A 21390-nucleotide genomic window follows, 5' to 3' on the forward strand; every position below is an offset into this window, starting at 1 on the left:
AGACTGAGGCTTGTTTATTACTGCACTTCAAGTGACAGTATCTAGTGAGTACATTGTCTTAGTATTTTTAAAAGTTAGCAATATCTTTTTTTTAAAGTTAATAGTTTTTTTTAAATTATTCAATTGACAAAATTAGCAATTCCATTCACGGCGTAATAATCCGTTAACTGGATTAGTACCACTTACGGAATTAGACTGCTCTGGAGAGCGCAATATAATACGCCGTGCGTATAATTCTAGTTGAAGTCATTCAGCTTACTCATAAAGAGACTTTAACGCAGCCAAATAGATATATTCATCATAAAAACTACTGTAATAATTCAATGTGGTGACAAATGAATCCTCCCCCTGCTCGTATTGCATGGTTGCGAAGTGCTGCCCTCTGATTGCATACATACCAGTTCTAGGACAGTACATAGTTTCTGTTTGATCTATAGCATCTTTAATAAACGCAGGAGCATTTTCCACAACTGCTTTTGCTTCTTTGGGTGTTAATTCACTCATTTGATTGCTCATTTAAAATTTCATTTAAGAAAGCGTTTCATTCCGTAGACGGTAAATATTCCGCTAACTGTATCCATCCCACTTACGGAATTAAGCCACTGACCTATATCCAACTAATGCCGATAACAACCACTAACGGTATTGAGCCGTGCGCCGTGTAAATTGTATTGAAAAGTTCATATCTATTAGTTTTCATAAAATTTACTTTGCCTTATTATCAAATGACAATTGCCGAAATACCAACGGCGTAAACATTTATTCCGTTATCGGTCTAAATCCATTATCTGAATTAATACCATGATCGGTATAAATAACAGTTATCGGTAATAACTGATTTCAATGCGCCGTGTCTGGCTGCGTCATACATGATTTCCGAAGACGGTAAAAATCCATCATCGGAATGATTGATACGTGCGTCATTCACTACTTATTTTTTTTAATCTTCTTATCTTTGTACACGACAAAAAAAGATAACTCATTGAAATAATGGCATAATACTTGTTTTCTGACGACGAATATGATGACACATTTCAATGAGTTACATCTCATCTTAAACAAATATCTAAAGTGGAACAAGTCACATGTAAAATGTTTTACACTGATTATGATTGCATTAATTGTAAAACAGACATGTAATCTTTCTTCTGCATCTAAAGCCTTACCCATCAAGTGCTTACCACAATCATTTTATCGACGTATACAACGCTTCTTTGCAGGTCAGTATTTTGATTATCGTCAAATTTCTCAGTTGATTTTCAATATGTTTTCATTCGACAAAGTGCAACTGACTTTAGATAGAACCAATTGGAAATGGGGAAAACGAGATATCAATATCTTGATGTTAGCCATCGTCTATCGTGGAATAGCGATACCTATTGTTTGGACATTGCTCAATAAACGTGGAAATTCAGATACAAAAGAGCGTATTGCTTTGATTCAACGCTTTATCTCTATTTTTGGTAAAGACCGTATTGTGAATGTGTTCGCAGACAGAGAATTTATCGGTGAGAAATGGTTTACATGGTTAATTGAAAATGACATCAACTTCTGTATACGTGTTAAAAAAACTTTATTGTGACCAATCACTTAGCCAGGAATCATAAAATTAGTGATTTATTTCGTCATCTTCAAGTTGGTCAAACTGAATGTCGTAAACGACGTATTTGGGTTGGTCGAGTGAAACTGTATATTAGTGCGCTACGATTAGAAGATGGGGAACTTTTACTTGTTGTTTCTCCTATGTTTAATGCTTCTGCTATTCGTGATTATGCATTACGCTGGGAAATCGAAACCTTATTTAGTTGTCTCAAAGGACGTGGATTCAATCTTGAAAATACTCGTTTAACAGACCCTGGACGAGTCAAGAAATTGATAGCAGTGCTAGCTATCGGTTTCTGTTGGTGCTATTTAACAGGTGAATGGCAACATGATCGAAAAAAAGCGATAAAAATAAAGAAGCATGGACGACTTTCAGTAAGTTTATTTCGCTACGGTTTGGACTATGTTCAAATGGCTATTCTACGTTTGATTGGTTTTGGAAAAAAAGAAGAATTTAAGAAAGTGCTCGCAATTTTAAGAAAGAAAAAGCCTGATAGGACAAGGGCCCTATGAAATTTGTCGTGTACAGAGCGTAACCTTATTAATGGGCGACTTGCCAAGGGTCCAAGGGAAGAAGAGTCGTTCCCTTGCTATGCAAAGCGATCACTGAAATTGAATGACGGCAAAGATTGGAGTTTTCTATGCTCAGGAATGGATCTTATCGGTGATACTTCCTTATCGCTTGATCATTTTTTAAGATTCGGCATGGAAGGTGTTTCGAGGTACAACGAAGTCGGCGAGAAGTACCTCAGATTGTATGGGGCTTTGAATTCAACATACATCCAGCAAGAAGCGGTTTTTACTATTTGTAAACTTTGCCAACTTTCAGAGCAGTCTGCTTTCCGAGATAGACTAGAGAAGCTTGAAATCCGTGATATCAGGCATAAGCTAGGGGCTCATAGCATTGACTATATAGATAAGCAAAAGGAAGACGTTCTTTCTTTCGTCCCAGTAAGATTCGATATGAGAGGGCTGCATCTTAATTATATTAATAACAATGATCTATCACAGATATCTGTAAATTTACTATCAGGCATAAATGAACATCTGGATTTAATGTCTGACATTATTTACGCAACTCTAGAGAAGATTAAGAAAACACTTTATAAATCGAATCCAGATAAGATCGAAGAGATAGATAAAGGTTTGGAAGAGTTGCGAGTCAAGAGAGCTGGTGGTCATGTTTTTGATCATGAGGATGGTACGCGAGCTATATTCTCGCCCGTAGCAGAGAATATTTAACAAGCGCAAGCACAGGGACAAAATTTCAGCTGCGCTTCAATTTTTCCCTTGTTGCGGGCGTTATACTTTTAAAGAACCCACCCTCCTTAAAAAACAAAAGCCGCTATAAAGCGGCTTTATTCAATAATTTAGATTAATCTAATTATTCATCATCCATCATGCTTTGGCTCATACCGACAGTATTGAAACCACCATCAACATAAAGGATTTCACCCGTAATACCTGAAGCCCACGGTGAACAAAGGAATAACGCTGCATTACCCACTTCTTCAATCGTTACATTACGTTGTAATGGAGCAATTTTTTCATTGGCATCCAACATTTTGCGGAATGATTTGATACCAGAAGCTGCCAATGTACGGATTGGACCCGCAGAGATCGCATTCACACGAATCCCCTCTTTACCCAAGCTTAGCGCTAAATAACGAACACCCGCTTCTAAAGATGCTTTAGCCATCCCCATCACGTTATAGTTTGGCATCACACGCTCAGAACCTTGATAAGTCAAAGTCAATAAACAACCCTGACGTGCTTGTAATAAAGGTTTTGCAGCACGCGCCATCGCAACAAAGCTATACGCGCTAATGTCATGTGCGATTTTGAAACCATCACGATCTGTCACATCTGTGAAGTCACCATCTAATGTATGTGCTGGTGCAAAACTAATTGAATGCACAACACCATCTAAACCGTCCCAATGTTTTGCTAACTCAGCAAATGCACCATCAATTTCTGCATCAACAGCTACATCACAAGGGAAAACTAAGCTTGAACCAAACTGTGCTGCAAAATCATCAACACGTTTTTTCAACTTTTCATTTGGATAAGTAAACGCAAGCTCCGCACCTTCACGATGTAATGCAGCAGCGATACCATATGCAATTGATAATTTGCTTGCAATACCAGCGATTAAAAAACGTTTACCAGCTAAAAGTCCTTGTGACATCTTATTCTCACTCGAAAAATTTTCACCACATCATGCCAACATTCCTTATTTTTCGGAATTGCATAATCCATCTTTTTTACAAACTTGCACTTTGTACACGACAAAAAAGATAACTCATTGAAATAATGGCATAATACTTGTTTTCTGACGACGAATATGATGACACATTTCAATGAGTTACATCTCATCTTAAACAAATATCTAAAGTGGAACAAGTCACATGTAAAATGTTTTACACTGATTATGATTGCATTAATTGTAAAACAGACATGTAATCTTTCTTCTGCATCTAAAGCCTTACCCATCAAGTGCTTACCACAATCATTTTATCGACGTATACAACGCTTCTTTGCAGGTCAGTATTTTGATTATCGTCAAATTTCTCAGTTGATTTTCAATATGTTTTCATTCGACAAAGTGCAACTGACTTTAGATAGAACCAATTGGAAATGGGGAAAACGAGATATCAATATCTTGATGTTAGCCATCGTCTATCGTGGAATAGCGATACCTATTGTTTGGACATTGCTCAATAAACGTGGAAATTCAGATACAAAAGAGCGTATTGCTTTGATTCAACGCTTTATCTCTATTTTTGGTAAAGACCGTATTGTGAATGTGTTCGCAGACAGAGAATTTATCGGTGAGAAATGGTTTACATGGTTAATTGAAAATGACATCAACTTCTGTATACGTGTTAAAAAAACTTTATTGTGACCAATCACTTAGCCAGGAATCATAAAATTAGTGATTTATTTCGTCATCTTCAAGTTGGTCAAACTGAATGTCGTAAACGACGTATTTGGGTTGGTCGAGTGAAACTGTATATTAGTGCGCTACGATTAGAAGATGGGGAACTTTTACTTGTTGTTTCTCCTATGTTTAATGCTTCTGCTATTCGTGATTATGCATTACGTTGGGAAATCGAAACCTTATTTAGTTGTCTCAAAGGACGTGGATTCAATCTTGAAAATACTCGTTTAACAGACCCTGGACGAGTCAAGAAATTGATAGCAGTGCTAGCTATCGGTTTCTGTTGGTGCTATTTAACAGGTGAATGGCAACATGATCGAAAAAAAGCGATAAAAATAAAGAAGCATGGACGACTTTCAGTAAGTTTATTTCGCTACGGTTTGGACTATGTTCAAATGGCTATTCTACGTTTGATTGGTTTTGGAAAAAAAGAAGAATTTAAGAAAGTGCTCGCAATTTTAAGAAAGAAAAAGCCTGATAGGACAAGGGCCCTATGAAATTTGTCGTGTACAGAGTCTTCTTATATAGAGATTATTAATCACCAATCCCCCCGTAAAGAAAGATAAGATGAGTCCGAGCAGAATCAATAAATAGTTTATATCTATATTTAATGACATAAGAATCACTAAAATAACAAATACAACTAAACCACCGATAAAAAATTGTTTATGGATTTTGGCTGCAAAATCTAGAATATTATTCATTTTGATTCTCCATGTTTAGCCCGTGCATTACGACCACACACGTAACCCTCCTCATAAATCTCTTTCAAATTACCATCGTAATGAATAGCATTTGATTCAAGGCCGTTATTCACTGCTCTATAGCCCATGCCATAAGAACTTGATTCTTTAAGGCAATCGCAACAATATCATCTGATTCATCACACATGATGCAACCAAATGAGATTTCACCAGAAAGATTATTTCTATTAATCATAAGCTGATCCTTGAACATAAAACTTTCATTAATGAAAGTTAATTTGCGCCGTGCATCAGCTCAATTACTTCTTGCAGCCTAGCCAAATAAAGTTTAGTCACTGCCTTACCGTGCGGATCATCACCAAGATCAGTATCTTGCAAATCAGTTAGATAATTAGAGACTGCCACACGGAGTGCAACTGTTTGAGCATTTGTCAATTGAACACCATTAATACTTACTAATGGTTCGGGTTCTAAATTCACCTGAATTCCTACCTAGTTAATTTACTGATTAAGAATAATCTATCATATTTTTAAAAAATACATATATTCATTTTTTAAAAATCATAAAAGACCATCTAAGTAGTCTTCAGACACAACTTGATTAATTAACTCTTGATCCGACATAGGCGTTTTGCTTTGCTCCAATACCGCCTCACGTACTCGAACCATTTCAATACTTGAACGAGATGGCCTGTAATAAGGCAACTCCCCCCATGCTCGTCCTGCCCTACCATAATGCCTTGAAGCAGTCTCTATACTTGCATGTCCAAACCATGCAGCAATTTCATCAAGCTTCCACTTGGCTTTCTTTCGATTAGCTACGGCTTGATGGCGTGTGCTGTAAATAGTTGCGTTCGCTTTATTTGCCTCTATTTCCTCAACCAAGCCTAGCTTTTTATTTTTATAGAACTCATTACATATACGATAAAGCTTGCTTTGGAGTGAATCCATATAGGCTTGGCATAACGCATATTGGATTGCGCCGTGCTTATCCACATAACTTTCAATCACTGCTGTATTTAATGCCTTGAACAAGACGGCGTTATTTCCGTTCTCGGAATCCAAACCGTCTACTGTATTTCCACCAGATACGGTATTCACTGAATCATCGTGCGCCGTGTCTAGTTGCTTAAGTTCTGGACTGATTATTTCATTTTGACTGAAAGTTTCTAATTGACTGAAAGTTTCTAATTGACTGATAGTTTCAGATCGGCTGAAAGTTTTATCGCTTTGTTGGGAATCAACTTGCCCATTACTTCCGTCTACTGGATTTTTACCGTTGTCTGGATTTATTCCGTTGTCGGTATCTCCTAGACCGTCCTCGCCGTGCGATTTTCTTCCGCTTTCGCTATTGCTTCCGTCTACTGGATTAATTCCGTTAATGGTATCTGTACCGTTGGCGGTCACTCCTTGCAGCTCAGAACGCCGTGCGCTATTTATGGCTGCGTCACCTATTGTTCTATTTTGTGCGCCGTGATTGGCTACGTCTCCTGCAATTCCGTCTCCAGTATTAATTCCGTTGATGGTCTCTCCGTTATCGGAAGACCTATTCAAAATATCGCCGTGCGCACCTAGACCATGTATTCCGTCTTTGGTTTTAATTCCGTTAATGGGATCTCCGTTGATGGAATCACCACTCAAATTATCGCCGTGTGCCTCTGACCCATTTATACCGTTAGTGGTCTTTGTTCCGTTAATGGGATCTCCGTTATTGGGATCTTCGTTAATGGTGGCTCGTTGGCTATTCACACCATAATATTCATATAAAAACTCATCAGGTTCTCTACTAGATATATAGAGTTTGTATTGCTCACCTGTATCTGCGCTTAATTGGCTAAGTATCTTTCGTGCTTTGTTTTCTAGTTCTTTGTCCAGTAGCTTCTTAAACCCTAGAATTATTCTTAACTGGCTTTTTAATTTTTCCCGATCGTCTTCAAGCAGATCCAGTATCCGTATTTCACCATTCGCCCTACCATTTGAATGCTTGCCATTATCGACAACTAAACATAAGCACTTCTTTTCTACATCACATGCCAATCTTAAACTTAGCCACTCTACAGGTCTCAAGCCTAGCAACATATTAGCTTCAAGAAAGCACTTAAGCATCACGCCCAATTTAGATCCTATAACCTCGTTTTGCGTCTTCCCAACATGCTCATAGAGGTCTTTAGGAAAATATTTCAGTTTGCTGCTACTGGATCTTTTCGGTTGCTTTTGATCTGTGTTAATACGTTCTACATTTTTCAAACTTTCAAAAAAACGTGCTGCTTTGGGCAAAGATAAGATTTTATTTCCTGTTCTACCCTGCTCCAACAGGATTACGCTCAATCTGTAAATGACAGCAGCTCGATACTGCCTAAAGGTTGAGTCTCTATACTCATTATTAGAATATTCAGCTATGAGGTTATTAACCACATTATTTATGGCTGCTTCTGGATTATTGACAATATTATCTTTTTCGCCGTATTTGTTTAATAATTTATTCCAAACGTTCGTATATCTTAAAGCAGTTCTATTTGAATAATTTTGCGCTCGTTCAACGAGTCCTTTAATACTTTTTGGATACGCTTGTGCTTTAATATCATATTCTGAGTTTACGGTCATATTTTGTTCTACCTTAAGCCAACCAGTGATCTTAATGTTCAAAAAATTGAGCTTATCATGCGCCCAATCATCAATCGTTTCAAAAGAGGTATAGGCTCAAAAGACAGTCAATTTATCAACTGCTCGCTCGTTACCCAATTTTTAATCTACGATTGCTTGCACAATCATACCTAAGATTACTTTAAAAAAGTATTCTTTGTTCTCGAATCATCTGTTATCACGGTTACGCAAAAAAAATTATTTTCTTTTTTATTATTTGCATTGGTTTAAAAATTAAAATTCAAATTGAATAACTTATAAATTTTTATATTTTTACTTTAATAAATTTATTTTTTAAAATATCAGAATAACTGATTATAAAATTGAGACTTAAGAGATCAATCAATAATTATTAGAAATATTTATATTTGTATAATTGTTTCATTCTCATTTCTTATTAAAATTAAATTCAATTTGTCCTTTATTGTCCCTTATTGTTCTCAAAATTTAGTAACGAATAAAATTTTGGTTTTTATTGAATGTTAATTGCATTGTTCTGCTATACAAAAATAATAAATGGCAGAGATTTCGTAATTATTACGCCTAAGATTTCAATGTTACGTACCTAATTTCGAGTTTTTTGAAATAAATTGACATGGTTTTGAGGTCATAAAGTATCGAAGAAAACACCATGAGCATTTGATATGCCATACTTTGAGGTCAAAGATTTTTATTTTTTAATACTATATATTTTTTAAAATTTAGAATTTATACTTAGCTTACCAAGATGCTCGGTTGCACTTGGCTAACAATTATAGAATCAAAAATGGTGTACACATGAAAAAAGTACCAATGTCCATGTTGAAGCTCTTTTCAACATTCTCAGTAGTATTAGCTTTAACAGGCTGTCAGAGTTACTACTATGTACCCTCACCAAAATTTGATGTTGAATCACCATTAGGTGTATTAAGTAAAGCTGCTCAGGATGCTGTAGCAGAACAACAGACTTACGCCCTGACTCAACGCCAATACTTAGATAACCTTGCCATCACTAATTCAAACATCAATAAAGATGTATTGGTTGTGGACTTTGTAGGGGATTCACAAACCCTACTTCAAAGTGTGGCTTACAGATTTGGTTATCGTTTCATTGAAGCAGGCAACATTCGCCAACTACCTATTGTCAATTTCCATAAACGCAAAATGACAGGTGCAGATCTTGTAAAAGATACAGCACTCCAATTAGGTAACGCTGCAACTGTTGAATTTGATTCGCAGTCTAAAACCATCACATTAATCCATCATTAAAAGGGGGATTCGTAATGGCTGACTTACCGAATTATCAGTTCTACTTAGAACAAACGCCAATTATTGTTTCTCAATCAGATTCAGCAAAACAAGCTGAAAACACAGCTCGTGTTGAAGCAATTCAAACGATTGTACGAGAAGCTGCAACCCGTAACGCTCTACGTGCTCGTCTTCAAGAAATTTCTAATGTTGTTAAAGCGAACGACCGCAAATTAGATACGGTTTATAACTTTCAACCTTTAATGATCAATACAATTGTTGTACCGCCTGTCATTGTTGAGGCACACAATATTAGTGATGTAGGCAATGCACGGACTTTCTCCGTCTTGGGTACACGTTACGAAATTAAAGAGAATGCCCGTTTTTCTCATTTACCACCAAACTGGAGAGACTATTTAAACTTTAATGTTGAGTCTTATCAGGTGGGAGTCGATTCATTACCGAACGAACTTAAACCGAAGAACCAACAGGAAAAGAAAGCATTTCAAAATGCTATGGATCGTGGAATAGAGGATGGTGTCAAAGAAGCTGATGCCATCTTTTCACATCAACTTAATCGATTAAATCAAACTTTTATCGGGATGCTGAAGTTCCATCAATTCCGAATGAACGGCAAAATAACGATGCCTGTAATTGCGAGAACAAACATTTCTCTCGCAGGTGGTGGAAATGCCCTGATGCTTAATCAGTCAAACTTCCAGATTACCGAGTTACCTCGATTCGTTAATGATCCATCGTATTGGAAAGCCAATACTCTTTCGATTGTTTCACGGTCAGAAGTTAAACAACCTGTCCAAACTTCTACAGTAAGTGAATCTGATACCCCTGTAGCTATCGAGACTCAATAGTATGGATAATAGTATGCCTACTGAACTGCCTGAACAGGAAGTAATTGATATTCCTGATAGCTATTATCAGTCAGGGAATGTAGCTACGATTCCTGAAAAAGTGCTCAAAAAGCATGGTTATGAAATGCTTCTGCATGACACCATCCGTGTTGATAATTTTGAACTTACATCTGAAACTGATGTACGAAAAATTTTAACCATTGCCGAGCACTTTAAAGCCAGTGATATTTTTGCCTTGTCTGGTCGCCCTATTCTTATTCGTAGATATGGCAGGCTCTATGCTCTGACATATACGAATATTAAGGGGATCGAATTAGATTGTTTCCTCACAACAATTAACGGTTCTGAGGCACTTTCTTCAATCAGACGAGGCATTGGCCTTAATTTCGCTTACTCATGCTCCTTGTTCGACCCTAACTCCTCTGAGGGTATAGGAGGATTTGTGGCAGAAGATAGTGAAAATGGTAATACCAACGTTATTGCTGTTGACCGCAATAAAGTTGTATTTCGCTGTAATATTTCAGCATGTATGGATCTCACGGGTAATACCTCATTCCAGATCGTAATGCGCTTGATCCCATCAAAACCACCTAAATATTCAGATATTGGTGTTGAACTAGAATATCTACTGAAGTGTATCCCTCGTATTGGGATTGTATACATGGCAGGTGAAACAGGTTCGGGAAAATCTACAACACTTTCTTCATTCATCCGCTACATACTTGAAGAAGATACTCACATTCAAGGCAACATCATCACAATCGAAGAACCAATTGAGTTCCGTTACAACGAGATTCAAAGTAGACATTCGGTTATTTCTCAAAGCCAAGTACCAGAGCATTTTTCTTCTTTTGCACTCGCTGTAAGAGAAGCCATGAGACGTAAGCCTGCATTATTGTTGGTGGGTGAATTACGGGATCAAGAGTCATTTTCTGCTGCAATTGAACTGTCACAAACAGGCCACCCCGTACTTTCTACTGTTCACAGTAATGATGTGGCAAATATCTTACCTCGTATTTTGGCTCTTGTTCCAAAAGAGCAGCAAAACCGAAAACTCACAGAAACAATCGCTACAGCTCATGCCTTAATTGCTCAACGTCTGGTTGAAACTATTGATGGTAAACAAATGGCTGTAAGAGAAACATTGTTTATGACCAAAGATTTCAGAAGCAAGTTACTTGACATAGCAATTAGTGATGATGGTTTTTCGGGTGTGGTTAAAGAAATACGCTCAGTTATGAATCAGCCAACTGGTACGGCATTTTCATCACCTAATTTTGAAGTACAGGCTCATAAACTACTTGCTGAAAATAGAATTACGCAGGCAGGTTTTGATGCACTACTTGCATAGCATAGGAGAGTTTAATGGAAGAAAAAAATAACAGTTATATGGATTGGGGTAAGACAAGGCTCATTCCTCAACTTTATAAAATCAACGTTTTAGTACTGTTTTTCATTGTTCTTGGTGCAATGTTCTTCAATAAAGTTAGCTTTATTTTATATGGAGCGATCATTGCACTACCTATTTGCTATTGCATCGAGAATATTTGGAAGATCCCCTATTCATTCGTATTTCAATACATTCGGTGTTTCCTATTTGGGAAAGTTAAGACACCCAAAAGAAGATAAGATTTTAAGACATTGGAGAATTTTATGAGTAAAACATTAGTTGTTGGCGTAGATGATGGCCATGATGGAATTAAGATCTACAATGGTGAGTTAGCCATTCAATTCAGAATGCCGTCCCGTGTAGCAATTGGCGCAACTATCATGGGCGATCCTGATGATGTAAATAGAAAGATCATCAGCGTAAATGGAAATAAATATACTGTTGATGAGTTTTGCTCAGAGCATATCGACACACGTACTGAAGATTATCCAGTCAGTGAGGCCAATATTGCACTCGTATATCAAGCTTTGGATAAGGCTTTCGGCAAGGACTATCGTGAATTTAAAATTGCCACTGGACTGCCTTTGAACCGTTTCTATGGTGGGCAGGACGGAACGAAAAATATTGAATTAATCAATAATAAAACAAAAAACCTGATGATTAATCTGCGTGATAAATCTGTCTTTAACCTTTATGAAGCGTCTAATAATTTAGATCCTATTTCAATCACTAAACATATAGTTTTATCTGAAGCGCAATGTGCCTACTTTGATGCACTCATGACAGATAAAGGGAAAAAAACCGATCTGTATGATGACTTATTTGAGGGAGGATGTGCCGTGATTGATATTGGTGGACGTACCACTGATATTGCCGTAATTAATCCTCAAGGTGGAACAATGCAAACCTCTCGTTGTGGAACACTGGATGTTGGGATCATTACCCTTAAATCTATACTCAATCAAAACATTAAAGCAAAGTTGAAAATGTCAACAGACATATCAGATTGGCGACTAAATAAAGCATTAGAATCTGGCACTTTATCAATAGGTAAAGAGAGCCATGATGTATCAGACCTAATTACCCAAGCCAAAGACAAGGTTATTGAGCAGATCGTCAATAAAGTTAAAGTGCATGTGAGAGACGGAAAGGATCTAGGTGCAGTTCTGCTTGTTGGTGGCGGTTCTATCACACTAGGTGAACAACTTACCAATAAACTTGAATACAACAACATCCAGATCGTAAAAGATCCTGAATTCGCAAACGCAAGAGGCATGTATAAATGTGCTGCGTTTATGGCAAGAATCTAACTTGAGGTGTAGCTATGCCTCAACTTCACAGATTAAGAGTTTCGGTTAGTTTAGACAAATTGCCAACAAGACAAAGGGAATTTCTTTTGTCCTTTTTAAAAGTCAATGATTTTGATGCAGGCAAATTATACAGTCACCTAATCTATTACTTTTTCACTCATCCCACAAAAAGTTCAGTTAGTAATATCGTGGGTTTTCTTGGCAGCAGCAAAGATAAAGTGACACTTAATTTTAATAGTGAAGTAATGGTCAAATTTTTATCTGAACGCAAGCAGACGGATAGAGAAATTTACTGTCTGTCAGCACTGTATGAAATGTCAAACTATCTGGCCTACATGATCTCGCAATACTTTACAGCTTTGGAGATCCGAAAAGATCCAATTGCCACAGCAAAATTGGAAAATGAAGTTTTCCAATTAGGTTGTGGATCTTTTCTAAATCTATTCATTGACCTAATGAGAGATGAAGAATTCAAACGTAACACTATTGTTATGAGTGCAAGCTTTAACCACGAAAATCTACAAACCGCTTTGCTGATTAATAGTTATACAGAGCAACTTGATACAGATGAAATTGTTGCTGTGCAGCAGATCCACTTAGAAGAAACCAAAACAGAAAATGATGTCACTCCATCAGATGACTGGAATCATATCTCTATTGCTTAGGGTTTAGGTAAACCATGAATCAACATAATCACAGAACCTCAGATTCAAGTACAGATACATTGATCATCGTAGGTGCAATTATATTCGTCACTGTGGGCTTCTTTTGGGGAGCATGGCACTATGGCAGTGTAGCTATAGTTAAAATTACTCGAACCCTATTTGGTATCATTGAACTTCCATTCTGGTATTTGCAGCTATTAATCAAGAAGATCACCAATAGTGATGCTTCAGTATTGAATTTTACAACCAATACAATCAGCAAATTGTGTTATCCAGATCCCAACCATTACTTAAACCCTTTAATGAATTGCACAGTCAATATAAAAGCAATTCCTTTTAATTTTTACTATATCAACAACCTGTTTCCATCCATGTTGATTGCAGGAGCACTGATTGGATATGTCTGGTACAAACATAGTAAAAATCTTGTTGATATTCCTGACACTCGTTACGTCAAAGACCACGACCTTGAATCGTTAATTCTCGAATTAAGCGTACTCTACCCTCACCTTAAGTACATTTCATATTTCGTTCAATCGAAAGTTCCAAACGATAAAGGCTTTTACAGATTAATGCTTTCTCCAAGAGAATTTGTTCTGGAATACAAGCTCGTATCTGGTTTTAGAAAATATGAAATTGAGTCTATTGCAGATTTCAACGATGAACAGAATTTTGGTTCTTCACCCAAAGATGATGTATATCCGTTACTTGATGAAAAGCAATTTGAAAAGGAAATGTACATCCAGTTAGGCGATTTATTAAATTCACCAAAAGATTTAACAGACGGTGAAATTAATTTATTTGCTATCTTCCTACCAGTAGCATGTGCCACTGATGAAAATATGTCTGATAAAGAATTTAAGTCGATCTTGAAAAATAAGGATCAAGTTTTAGATTATTTTTGGCATGTAGCGTACAAGCAACTAACCACTGATAAAAAGTTTATCAACCCTCAAAATCTCAAACCTAGAAGTTACCAGTCATTTAACCGAAAAAAACTTGAAAAGACCGTTTCTAAATATTGGAAACATCCAGTAGCTCAAGAAATTTTCAGCCAACATGCCTATGCCAGAACAGCTCTGATCGCTACTGTTTATAGAGCACGAATGTTAGGTGTAATCGCACCCTGCGAATTACGTTGGTTGCGTATGTATGACCGAAATTTATGGGCTTTAGTTCAAAGCGTAGGTAGACCAAGTGTTTTCGTTGAACAATTGGCAGCTTTCTCTCATTACACGTCAGAATGCTATTACAAAAGAAAGAAAGTATCTCCAGACTTCAGCTACGGATGGCTTGGCCTAAATGAAGCTCTTAAGCGATACAAATACAAACAGCCTGATGTATATCTCAATCACCACACCCCACAAATTGAATCAGCTCAGGATTTAGATTCAGTAAAAATTGCTACAGTCTCATCATAGAAATATTTATTTTTCGGATATATGTTTTTTTTAAAATGAGTTATCATTATTTCAATCTTGTTATAAAACCAACCAAAAGGTTTCAAAATGACTAATAGAACACTTGGGAATCAAACTAATCAATCCCAATTATCAATTAAAAGTTTGATCATTGGATTATTGATAGCTGCTTTCTTATTTGCAATCATCTATTTATTAGTTCTTAAAAAAACTGACACAGCCTCAAATACAAGCACACAGCAACACGCTGTAGCAGCTGAGAGCAAGGACTACAGTAAAGAACTGCATACAAACATGGCACGTCTAGGCACGATTTCGGAAGTCAATAAAATACAAGGTAATCTACTTGCTTGGACGATTGTTATTAATGGTACACCTCAAGTTGTCTTTACAACTCCTGATGAAAAAGTCGTTATCACAGGTAACGCATTTGATGTAAACACTATGGATAGCGTCAGTCTTCCAATTCTCCAAGCTGCACAGCAAAAATACGGAAATGGCACACCAGAAAATCCAAGTGGTTTAGGTACACCGTTAGGTCAGGAACAAGTATCAGTAGACTTTGCCGAAATAGTAGGAGAATGGAATAAACCTGCTCCTGCTGCAATTGAAGTACTGGCGAAACTAAAAGGTGCAAAAGAGGGTAAAGGATCTGATACTGACACTCTATATGTACTTTATGATCCACGCTGCCCGAACTGCCACGAAGCTTACCGTGCTACACGCAAATATGTTGAAAAGGGATATTCAATCAAATGGATTCCTACAGTATTGCTAAAACAGTCTGATGATGGATATAAGCTTGCAGCTGCAACATTACATGATCCAAGTCTATTAAATAAAGCATTTTCCAAAGACACAACTGGCCTACCAGACGCTACAGCAGCGGACAAAAAAGCTATCGATGAGAATCAGGCATTCTTGGTGCAAGCAACTCAACAAAGTACCAATAGTAATACCATTGCAGTACCAACCGCTTTCTACTTAAACAAAAAGACTGGTCAGCCAAAAATGGCTACTGGCCTCTCTGATGCAAGTATCCTTGAAATGATCTTTGGTAAAATCTGAGAGGTATTATCGCCATGAAATTATTTAATAAAAAATCGAAAGTAAAAGTGCCTGCAACTTCTCATCAACCATTATCACAATCAAATATTCATGCTGTCAGTAACCCGACTGAAGATGTAGCAAAGATTTTATCTGTAAAAATTGAATTTGAAGATAATTGCACCATTGAGAATTTATCACCCAAATTAGTATCAATTCCATTACCTAATGTCCCCTCGTTTGACTATGGAATCGACTTCGATAACTTTGATAAGCAAAATGGAACTGATGATCAAGAAATTCCATTTCGTACTGCTTCATTCAAACCATTTGTACTTATTTCTAATGTATTGGAAAGTAATCTCGAATCTAAAAAATACACTCTTGCTTCAGTTAAATTAAAAGTGTATCCAAGCCAACTCATTAAGGGTGATGCAGATTGGTACAATGATGCAGAGCTTAAACAATATATAGAGGAACAATGGTCACAAGTATTCAATGAAATTTCTGACGCATACAACTTAGGATCTCAAGTTAAATATCCCGTTAATATGATGTCTGGCCAGAACTATCATCCAGTAGGATCAGCAGCAATTCCTGCGACCCCAAGAACCTATACGATGTTCGGCTATACGTTTACCCCTATTCAGTTAGTGTTAATGGTAATTACTGCAATCCTATTAATTTACGTTGCACTTGCCCTCGCCAACAAGTACAGCTCAAACAACCAAACAGCAAGCGGACAGAATCTTTATTCAAACGCATCGATTGATAAGCAGGTACAAATTGCTGAAGACGTTGTTGCTAAAGTTCAAGATCGCATGGGTGTCCCTAAATTAGCTCAAAGCGATCTTGGTTGCCTACAAGAAGTTAATTAAGTTTAGAAAAAGGACTCTAAAATGGATGAACTAGACCAAGATAAACTTTTAACTGCTTTGATCCAAAAAAATCCTAATTTAACTCATATCAATAAGCATCTAGCTGATTTTAAGTCAGAACCTATTGGTACTTGCTTATTTATGGGTTTACCCATAGAAGATTTTGAGTCTGTGAAAACTCGGAATACGTTAATTCAAGGCTATTTGCTTTGCTTATTAGAGACGGAACTTTGTAATGAACATGAATACAATGTATTTATGAATGCTTTAAAATACATTCATGAGTCCAAGACAAAAAAAGAGCAGGACTTTGCTTCTTCTGATCCCTATAATCCCGACAACTTCTTCATAACAGAAGAACCTGATCCAAATGAGCCAAGTGTAGAAATAGAAACAATTTCAATCACACGTCATTAAGTTTTAATTTTTAAAAAGTTTATTTGAATGAGTTACTTATGGAAAGAAAGGAACGCCGAAAATCTACTTTAGAGGAATATTACAAGGATATTAAAAACTTAATATCTTTAAACTCTAAAACCTTTAACTTTTCACAGTTAGAAGATGGTTTCTTTACAAGTAATAAAGACCAAAGTATTTATCTTTTGAAAGGTGGAAAGTCCAACCTTGCAAACCCTCTCAACTCTGATAAAAAGTATCCACTGTTTAGTGATGACCAAATATCTGAGATCATTACTTTCTTTGATACCTCAATATGGATTGTTGAAAGACGTTTACCCATTCAGTCATATTGTCGGGCAATTACTCAAAACTTTGACCTTGAGTTCGACTTGCCTGCGGAATTTATTATTGCTTTAGCAATTTTAAACAAACTTGAATTTTCAAAAATTCAAAGTCAATTCCACATCGATGGTACGTCACATCTAATTGAGGCAACTCGCCAGAAGTCTCGGCTCATCTGTGATGTATATGACCAGAAAATCTTTGATGAAATGATCTTTCAAGGTAATCGCAGCATCGATGATCCAGAGACAGCAACTTATGTTGAACGTCTCATCGTGACTGGCCATGAACATATCATCACAACTTTAAGGCTTTATTCAAATCTGGATGAGTACGTTAATTACGTGAAGCAAGGTTCAAACGATAATTCAATCAGTAAGTTACTTGATATTCGCAAATGTGATGTTAAACGTCTTCGTCAGTATGCCAATATTGAAAAATTACTACTAGATGACAATCGATCTGCCAGAAGTAGAAAGCTCAAAACTGAAATTGAACGTATCTTGGATAATGTTTGTTATGAGTGGGTTATTGAAATAGCTCAATCCAAAGGGATAAGTGAGCATAAAGCATTAAAAAACATCATCACAGAACATAAAAAGCTGATCCAACAAAAAACTGAACCAGAATTGGAGCAAAAATAATGAGTGCATTACCTCCTCATATTATCGATGCGCTTGAAGAACTAAAAGATGATGAGATTGAAATTGCATCATCCAATGCGCTAAAAGTACGTGCATGGCTCTACCTTTTACGGTTTTTAAGTTCTTTTAATTATTTTTACGATAAGAAGAACCCTTACTCCTCTATCGAATTTTCTAGCCAACAAGCAAGTTTATTCGCCTTTGGTATAGACGATAACAATCCAGAAAATTTCCTATTTTTCTGTCAGGAAGCAGATTTCTGGTGGCTTAATGAGATCCAGATTGAATATGTAACTTTCATAGAAAATTATCTAGTCATTAAATTTCCACCACTTGATTATGAAAATAAAAACATCAAAAGTGATAATAAAATTTCAATCCGCAGTCTGACTGTAAGTATCCCCTTAAGCGATATGTACATAGATTATTTAAGTTCAAAAAAAGATACTTTTAAGAACATGATCTTAGGTCAAATTAAGAAATCTTCCAATGGGTTCAACAAGCTTGAAATCGAACACTTTTCTGATCGTCCAATTCCAGTAATTCATCAGAAGACTGCAATAACCAAGCAACATTTCAAAGCGAATACGACACGCTTTCTATAGGCCAGAAAAATGGATTATGTCACTCTTATTGAAGTTTTTCGGAGTAACCTAATAGATAAGGGATTACTACTAGATCGTTTAACCTATTCAAATAACCCTTTACACCGTAGAGATATTTTGGCTTGCTCTGAAATGCTTAACAAAGCAATCATGGTTTACCATGAAATGATTGAAAATGATGCTATTGCTCCATCAGAATTTATAGATTCAGAATCTTATTTACTACGGAATCAAGTATTTAAAAAAGAAATAAATAAAAATAACTCAAATAAAACAATAATTTATGTTATTCACCATATTTCACCTAATTCATTAACTACTGAATTTTCTCAATGTTTAGGTACTCTTAATTCACCTAACGTTTTTGGTCAAGCCTCACCCCTGAATTTACAAGGTGTACTACTTAATATTTTTGAAGTAGTTAATTCAAACTTCATATTTCCTGCTTGGTGTAATGTATTTTACATCAATGGGCAGAAGAATCGTGCCATTCCTAATATTGCATTGAGTTCTATAGAACCTCAACTGAGCAGTGCAATTGATTTCTTTCCAGATGCAATAGAAACACTGAAATCGCTTTATTCCATTCAATTAAATAACATTGAACTAAATATTGATGATGTATTTATTAAGTCATAAAATTAAAATCTTTCATAAATGAAATTTTTTTAAGAAAAATACTTTCATTAATTTTACATCTAAGTTATTCTTTGACTATCGGTGGTGGATGAGCAATGTGCATGAGTTCACCCTATTTCAAAAGGATAAAAAGATGGAAAAAATCACTGCAAAAGATTCAGGAATCCTTGCTATTGGTAATAGTAAAGGTGGTGTAGGTAAGAGTACGTTCTCAGTTCATTGTGCTTTTTTCTTTGCTGAGAAAGGCTACAAAGTTGCCTTGATCGATTTAGATAATCAGGGTAATAGTTCTAAACATTTATTAAAATACAATAAAGAAGCCTCTTTACCTGCTTATGTAAAAAAATCGGATACGAACACAGTCTTAAAAGGCAATGCTGTGGATCTATTCCTAAATGAATTGTCAGACTCGCAGTTATCTATCAATAGTGGTGCAATTGCTGTATTCCAACCAAATCTAGCATTGGCTAATATTAACAACAGTATCGATACTGAAAAAACGGCTACTTTTAAAGAAAACATATCTAAACTACTGAAACATAGAACAATTATTATTTTTGATACTCCACCAACTTTAGGAAATTTATTGCTTATTCCTTTGTCCGTATCTCATCTGGTTGTTATGCCAACATTATTAAAAAGTTATGCCGTTGATGGTATTTCAGAATATATTGCTTTTGCACAAAAAATTAAAAAAGCTATGAACCCTGATCTGATCTTGGGAGGCGTAGTACCTAATTTAGTAAATAAAAAATCTGAAGTACAAAAAACTGCTTTGGCAGATCTTAACCGTGATGGAAAGGCTTCAAACCTTATCTATTTAGAAAATGATTCCATTCTTCATTTCACGGAAAAAAATGTAATCGAAGAAGCAGCTGAGCTTGGGATCGCTACATGGCATATCCAAAAGAATTCGACCAGACCAGTCAAAAAGACATTCTTTACCCTTTTCAAGCAAATTTCAAAACAGCTCAAACTTGCTGCTGACAAGTAATAGGAGAATCAACATGAACTTACTAGACGTTATCACTGGAAGCAATGAGCAAGAAAAGGGCGCAAAAACAATGGAGTCAATTGAGGTGGATTTGCACCTCATTGAAGAAGATCCGTTAAACCCACGCAAATTTCTATCAGATAAAGATGAAGACGAAATGGTGGAAAGCATTAAGGATCGTGGAATATTGCAGGCTATCGTCATTATTCCCCATCCTGATGATTCTACACGCTATATTGTAAAAGATGGCAACAGACGCAGAAGAAACGCACTCAGAGCAGGTTTAAAAACGATTCCTGCCGTGATTAAAGCTGAATTCTCTGAATTAGATCAGCTGACTGCTAATGTCATGCGTAAAGATATGACAATCTTTGATCTGAGCCACAGTATCAATCGCCTGATCACCAACAAAATTGCCAAGCAAAAGCAAATCGGACTCGCATTAGGCTTTAATGAGGCAAAAACAAGTAAAATTGCTTCGCTAACAAAAGATGTTCACCAGAGCATCATTGATAATCTTGAGTGGATGCACAATCAAGGAATGTGTAAAGACTTTTCGGCCATGTATGAGATTGCGAACCTTTCTAAAGAACATCCAGATGAAGTTATCAAATGGGTAGAAAAATTTGCTGCTTCAGGTAAATCTCTCGGTATGCCAGAAGTGAAAAAACTTAAAAATCAATTTGTCATTGATGAGGAAAAAGAGAATAAAGAAACAACCAAAGCTCCTGACTACAATGAGAAAGTCATCATTGATATTACTGTGAAAGGAAAAGACAGTCTTGATCGTATTTCATTATTGTCTCAAGGTAAAATTAAAGATGAGGAAGAAAGAGTGGAAGTTCTTAACGATCTGGCAGAGTTAATCAACGATCTTAAAATTATCCAAAAACAATATAAATAACATATCAAAAAAACCTCCGTAAAAAGGAGGTTTTTTTTAGGTAATGTATTAACAAGAATATTCAACAGCCATATCAGAGTATAGGTAACTCAAGCTTACAAATGTCTCTAACAATTTAATACTGAACCGTACCGGGTTTGTCGGAGAGTCAATATTCTGAGAGACT

The 21390-nt window shown here is 36.2% G+C and carries 23 protein-coding genes; 17 read left to right on the plus strand and 6 right to left on the minus strand.

The window, feature by feature from the left end:
- Positions 1-255: 255 nt before the first annotated feature.
- The gene (locus tag QLH32_RS18975) at positions 256-504 is read right to left on the minus strand and encodes a hypothetical protein (RefSeq protein ID WP_151711618.1); all 249 of its coding nucleotides are present in this window, start codon (positions 502-504) and stop codon (positions 256-258) included.
- 520 nt (positions 505-1024) lie between these two features.
- Here QLH32_RS18975 and QLH32_RS18980 point away from each other — a divergent pair.
- Both QLH32_RS18980 and QLH32_RS18985 read left to right on the plus strand, forming a co-directional pair.
- Positions 1025-2115, plus strand: a protein-coding gene (locus QLH32_RS18980) for an IS4-like element ISAba33 family transposase (RefSeq protein ID WP_100222603.1) whose coding sequence is annotated in 2 segments (ribosomal slippage) — positions 1025-1565 and positions 1565-2115 — 1092 coding nt in all. Because the reading frame shifts where the segments join, the coding sequence is not laid out codon by codon here.
- A gap of 99 nt (positions 2116-2214) precedes the next feature.
- A complete protein-coding gene (locus QLH32_RS18985; protein ID WP_151711623.1) occupies positions 2215-2844 on the plus strand; it encodes a hypothetical protein in 630 nt (209 codons plus the stop codon).
- A gap of 142 nt (positions 2845-2986) precedes the next feature.
- On the opposite strand, the gene QLH32_RS18990 is transcribed toward QLH32_RS18985, so the two are convergent.
- Positions 2987-3790, minus strand: coding sequence for an enoyl-ACP reductase FabI (locus QLH32_RS18990; RefSeq protein WP_151711624.1), 804 nt, complete (start codon positions 3788-3790; stop codon positions 2987-2989).
- A 159-nt stretch (positions 3791-3949) separates the two neighbouring features.
- Here QLH32_RS18990 and QLH32_RS18995 point away from each other — a divergent pair.
- Positions 3950-5040 (plus strand): IS4-like element ISAba33 family transposase gene (locus tag QLH32_RS18995; RefSeq protein WP_100222603.1). Its coding sequence is split into 2 segments (ribosomal slippage): positions 3950-4490 and positions 4490-5040, totalling 1092 coding nucleotides; the frame shifts between segments, so codons are not numbered across the junction.
- Here the strand turns inward: QLH32_RS18995 and QLH32_RS19000 are convergent.
- The 4 genes from QLH32_RS19000 to QLH32_RS19015 form a co-directional block, all read right to left on the minus strand.
- Positions 5035-5247: a hypothetical protein gene (locus QLH32_RS19000; RefSeq protein WP_225761879.1), complete on the minus strand. Its 213-nt coding sequence runs from the start codon at positions 5245-5247 to the stop codon at positions 5035-5037. The genes QLH32_RS18995 and QLH32_RS19000 overlap by 6 nt on opposite strands.
- A 109-nt stretch (positions 5248-5356) precedes the next feature.
- Positions 5357-5482 carry a hypothetical protein gene (locus QLH32_RS19005; protein ID WP_263975002.1) on the minus strand — a complete coding sequence of 42 codons (126 nt, stop codon included), beginning with the start codon at positions 5480-5482 and terminating at the stop codon, positions 5357-5359.
- A gap of 38 nt (positions 5483-5520) precedes the next feature.
- Positions 5521-5682, minus strand: a complete 162-nt coding sequence (locus QLH32_RS19010; protein ID WP_225761878.1) for a hypothetical protein — start codon at positions 5680-5682, stop codon at positions 5521-5523.
- A gap of 126 nt (positions 5683-5808) precedes the next feature.
- Positions 5809-7851, minus strand: a complete 2043-nt coding sequence (locus tag QLH32_RS19015) for an integrase (protein ID WP_283269456.1) — start codon at positions 7849-7851, stop codon at positions 5809-5811.
- An 816-nt stretch (positions 7852-8667) separates the two neighbouring features.
- Between QLH32_RS19015 and QLH32_RS19020 the strand changes: the two genes are divergently transcribed.
- The 14 genes from QLH32_RS19020 (at position 8668) to QLH32_RS19085 (ending at position 21224) form a co-directional block, all read left to right on the plus strand.
- Positions 8668-9138, plus strand: a complete 471-nt coding sequence (locus QLH32_RS19020) for a DotD/TraH family lipoprotein (protein ID WP_209798106.1) — start codon at positions 8668-8670, stop codon at positions 9136-9138.
- A gap of 14 nt (positions 9139-9152) precedes the next feature.
- The gene (locus QLH32_RS19025) at positions 9153-9986 is read left to right on the plus strand and encodes a type IV secretory system conjugative DNA transfer family protein (RefSeq protein ID WP_061403616.1); all 834 of its coding nucleotides are present in this window, start codon (positions 9153-9155) and stop codon (positions 9984-9986) included.
- A gap of 13 nt (positions 9987-9999) precedes the next feature.
- Positions 10000-11337 (plus strand): ATPase, T2SS/T4P/T4SS family, encoded by a 1338-nt coding sequence (locus QLH32_RS19030; protein WP_225761876.1) that lies wholly within the window; start codon positions 10000-10002, stop codon positions 11335-11337.
- Positions 11338-11639: 302 nt separating this feature from the next.
- On the plus strand, positions 11640-12686 hold the full coding sequence (locus tag QLH32_RS19035) for a ParM/StbA family protein (protein WP_225761875.1): 1047 nt from the start codon (positions 11640-11642) through the stop codon (positions 12684-12686).
- Between the two features lie 14 nt (positions 12687-12700).
- Positions 12701-13351, plus strand: coding sequence for a hypothetical protein (locus tag QLH32_RS19040; protein ID WP_151711565.1), 651 nt, complete (start codon positions 12701-12703; stop codon positions 13349-13351).
- Between the two features lie 14 nt (positions 13352-13365).
- On the plus strand, positions 13366-14772 hold the full coding sequence (locus tag QLH32_RS19045) for a secretion/conjugation apparatus DotM-related subunit (RefSeq protein ID WP_215899245.1): 1407 nt from the start codon (positions 13366-13368) through the stop codon (positions 14770-14772).
- Positions 14773-14859: 87 nt separating this feature from the next.
- On the plus strand, positions 14860-15840 hold the full coding sequence (locus tag QLH32_RS19050; RefSeq protein WP_151711564.1) for a hypothetical protein: 981 nt from the start codon (positions 14860-14862) through the stop codon (positions 15838-15840).
- A gap of 14 nt (positions 15841-15854) precedes the next feature.
- Positions 15855-16697: a hypothetical protein gene (locus tag QLH32_RS19055; protein WP_151711563.1), complete on the plus strand. Its 843-nt coding sequence runs from the start codon at positions 15855-15857 to the stop codon at positions 16695-16697.
- Positions 16698-16718: 21 nt separating this feature from the next.
- Entirely contained in the window at positions 16719-17114 is a 396-nt protein-coding gene (locus QLH32_RS19060) for a hypothetical protein (RefSeq protein ID WP_151711562.1), read from the plus strand.
- 38 nt (positions 17115-17152) lie between these two features.
- Complete coding sequence (locus tag QLH32_RS19065; protein WP_151711561.1) at positions 17153-18082, plus strand: hypothetical protein; 930 nt, start codon at positions 17153-17155, stop codon at positions 18080-18082.
- Positions 18082-18687, plus strand: coding sequence for a hypothetical protein (locus QLH32_RS19070; protein WP_283269461.1), 606 nt, complete (start codon positions 18082-18084; stop codon positions 18685-18687). The genes QLH32_RS19065 and QLH32_RS19070 overlap by 1 nt, the downstream gene beginning before the upstream one ends.
- A 9-nt stretch (positions 18688-18696) precedes the next feature.
- Complete coding sequence (locus QLH32_RS19075) at positions 18697-19326, plus strand: hypothetical protein (protein ID WP_283269462.1); 630 nt, start codon at positions 18697-18699, stop codon at positions 19324-19326.
- 133 nt (positions 19327-19459) lie between these two features.
- Positions 19460-20320 (plus strand): ParA family protein, encoded by an 861-nt coding sequence (locus tag QLH32_RS19080; protein ID WP_283269464.1) that lies wholly within the window; start codon positions 19460-19462, stop codon positions 20318-20320.
- Positions 20321-20333: 13 nt separating this feature from the next.
- The gene (locus tag QLH32_RS19085; RefSeq protein ID WP_250734303.1) at positions 20334-21224 is read left to right on the plus strand and encodes a ParB/RepB/Spo0J family partition protein; all 891 of its coding nucleotides are present in this window, start codon (positions 20334-20336) and stop codon (positions 21222-21224) included.
- Positions 21225-21390: the final 166 nt, after the last annotated feature.

This window comes from Acinetobacter corruptisaponis (assembly GCF_030053775.1).
Lineage (GTDB): Bacteria > Pseudomonadota > Gammaproteobacteria > Pseudomonadales > Moraxellaceae > Acinetobacter > Acinetobacter corruptisaponis.